Consider the following 3336-nt stretch of genomic DNA (forward strand, 5'->3'; position numbering starts at 1 on the left):
TCAAGCACCCCACCCAACACCGACCGCACACCCACCACCGGATCCACACCCACACCCACCGACGGCACCTCAAACACCACCGCACCCGACACACCCGCACCCTCCACCACACCAGCCGACACCAACGGCCGCCACACCACCTCATGCAACCCACCACCCACACCCGACCCACCCAACTGCTCCACCGACACCGGACGGAACATGAGTCCGCCGACCGTGGCCACAGGGGCGCCGTCCTGGTCCGCCAGGCTCAGCGAGAGGCTGTTGACGCCCTGGGGAGACAGCCGAACCCGCAGCGAGCGGGCACCGGCGGCGTGCAGAGAAACGTCCGTCCAGGAGAACGGAAGCTCGGTCGGCTCGTCGCCCGTGACGTCCTCACCGACTCCCAGAGCGTGCATGGTCGCGTCGAGCAGGGCGGGGTGGAGACCGAATCGTTCGGCGTCCCCGTGTGCCTGCTCGGGCAGCTCGACCTCGGCGAAGACATCGTCCCCGCGCCGCCACACGGCCTTGAGCCCCCGGAAGACGGGGCCGTAGACGTAACCCTGCTGGTGGAGCAGCTCGTAGGCGTCGTCCGTCCGTACGGCGGCCGCGCCCGGCGGGGGCCATTCGGTGAGGTCGAAGGCCGGCACCGCCTCACCCGAACCCGCACCCAGCACACCGTCCGCGTGCAACACCCAGCCCGCGCCCGCGCCATCGCTCTCGCGACGCGAATGCACCCGCACCGAACGACACCCGACCTCATCCGGACCACCCACCACCACCTGCAACGCCACACCACCACGCTCCGGAAGAACCAGCGGCGCCCGCAACGTCAACTCCTCCACCACCCCACAACCCACCTCATCAGCAGCCCGCACCACCAACTCCACAAACGCAGCACCCGGCAACAATACCGACCCCAACACCTCATGATCCGCCAACCACCCCATCCCCTCCACCGACAACCGCCCCGTCAACACCACACCACCAGAATCCGGCAACGCCACCGCCGCACCCAACACCGGATGATCAACCACCACCTGACCCAAACCACCAGCATCACCACCACCCACACACTCCAACCAGAACCGCTCACGCTGAAAGGCGTACGTCGGCAGATCGACGCGACGCGCACCCGAACCCTCGAAGAACCGAGCCCAGTCCACCGAGACACCCGCCACATGCAACTGACCCAGCGCCGTGACAGCCGCAGCCACCTCGGGACGACCCTTGCGCACCAACGAAACGAACAGAGCCGACTCCGCGTCCACCGACTGCTGCGCCATCCCGCTCAGCACACCATCCGGACCCAGTTCGACGTAGGACGTGACACCACGCGCAGCGACGAACGACACCGCGTCCGCGAACCGCACCGCCTCCCGCACATGCCGCACCCAGTACGCGGCCGAACCCCAGTCCTCCGCCAGATCCCCCGACACACCCGACACCACCGGAATCGACGCGGCACCGAACGACAGCCCGGCCACCACCGCCCCGAACTCCGCCAACATCGGCTCCATCAACGGCGAATGGAAGGCGTGCGACACCCGCAACACACTCGTCCGACGCCCCTGACCGGCGAACTTCCCCGCCAGATCAGCAACCGCACCCTCCACCCCCGAAACCACCACAGAACGCGGACCATTGACCGCCGCGATCCCGACCTCGTCACTGAGCAGCGGAAGCACCTCAGCCTCCGTCGCCTCCACCGCCACCATCGACCCACCAGTGGGAAGCGCCTGCATCAACCGACCACGCGCCACGACGAGTTCAGCCGCGTCACCCAGCGACAGGGCACCCGAGACGTGCGCAGCCGCGATCTCACCCACCGAATGACCCACCAGGAAGTCCGGACGCACCCCCCACGACTCCACCAGCCGGAACAACGCCGTCTCGACGGCGAACAGACCGGCCTGGGCGAACATCGTCCCGTTCAACAGATCGACATCCTCACCCCACACCACCTCACGCAACGAACACCCCAACCGGGCATCGAGCTCGACCAGCACCGCGTCGAACGCCTCCGCGAACACCGGGAACGCCTCATACAGCTCCCGACCCATCCCCAACCGCTGCGCACCCTGACCCGTGAACAGGAAGGCCGTAGCACCGGCCGAACGCACCGACCCCCGCACCACCGAAGCCGACACCTCGCCCTCAACCAGAGCCGTCAGACCCCGCACCAACTCCTCACGATCCGACGCCGCCACCACCGCACGATGCTCAAGCACCGCACGCGACACCACCGACGAAAAACCCACATCCACCAGCGAAGAAGACGACTCCGCCACCCGAGCCAGCAACTTCGCGGCCTGACCCGACAGCCCCGCCTCACTCCGCGCCGACAACACCACCGGCACCACCGGCACCTCAACCACGGAAACCTCAGCCGGCTCCACCTCCACCGGAGCCTGCTCCACAATCACGTGCGCATTCGTCCCACTCAGCCCGAACGACGACACACCCACCCGACGCGGACGATCCCGCTCCGGCCACACCCGAGACTCCGTCAGCAACTCCACCGCCCCGGCATCCCAGTCCACGTGCGGCGAGCGCGTCTGTGAGTGGAGGGACTTCGGCAGCACGCCGTGCCGGATCGCCTGTACGGCCTTGATGACACCGCCCACACCGGCGGCTGCCTGGGTGTGGCCCAGGTTCGACTTCAACGAGCCCAGCCAGAGGGGATCGCCCGCCGGGCGCCCCTTCCCATATGTCGCGAGCAGCGCCTGTGCCTCGATCGGGTCTCCCAGGCGGGTGCCCGTGCCGTGCGCCTCCACCAGGTCCACGTCGTTGGTCGAGAGGCCGGCGTTCTCCAGTGCCGCGCGGATCACCCGTTGCTGCGAGGGGCCGTTGGGGGTGGTCATCCCGCTCGACGCGCCGTCCTGGTTGATGGCGCTTCCCCGGACCACCGCGAGTACGGGGTGTCCGTTGCGCTGGGCGTCCGAGAGGCGTTCGACCATGAGGACGCCGACGCCCTCCGAGCAGCCCGTGCCGTCCGCGTCGGCGGCGAAGGACTTGCAGCGCCCGTCCTTCGCCATGCCCCGCTGGTGGCTGAAGTAGAGAAACATGTCCGGCGTCGTCATCACCGTCACGCCACCGACCAGCGCCATCGAGCAGTCGCCACGGCGCAGTGCCTGTCCTGCCCAGTGGAGGGCGACGAGCGATGACGAACATGCGGTGTCGATGGTGACGGCGGGGCCTTCGAGACCGAGGGTGAAGGCTATGCGGCCGGTGACGAGGCTGCCGTCGCTCGTGCCGGGGCCGTAGTCGTGGTACATCAGGCCGGCGAAGACGCCGGTGCGGCTGCCCTTCAGGGAGAGGGGATCGATCCCCGCACTCTCCACCGCCTCCCAGGAC

The 3336-nt window shown here is 68.4% G+C and carries 1 protein-coding gene; it reads right to left on the bottom strand.

Annotation, left to right across the window (positions count from 1 at the left end; translation table 11 throughout):
• The coding region (locus AB0I52_RS32690) for a type I polyketide synthase (RefSeq protein ID WP_363078782.1) at positions 1–3336 on the bottom strand (3336 nt) is incomplete at both ends.

Origin of the sequence: Streptomyces sp. NPDC050423, assembly GCF_040655445.1 — a bacterium.
Taxonomy (GTDB): domain Bacteria; phylum Actinomycetota; class Actinomycetes; order Streptomycetales; family Streptomycetaceae; genus Streptomyces.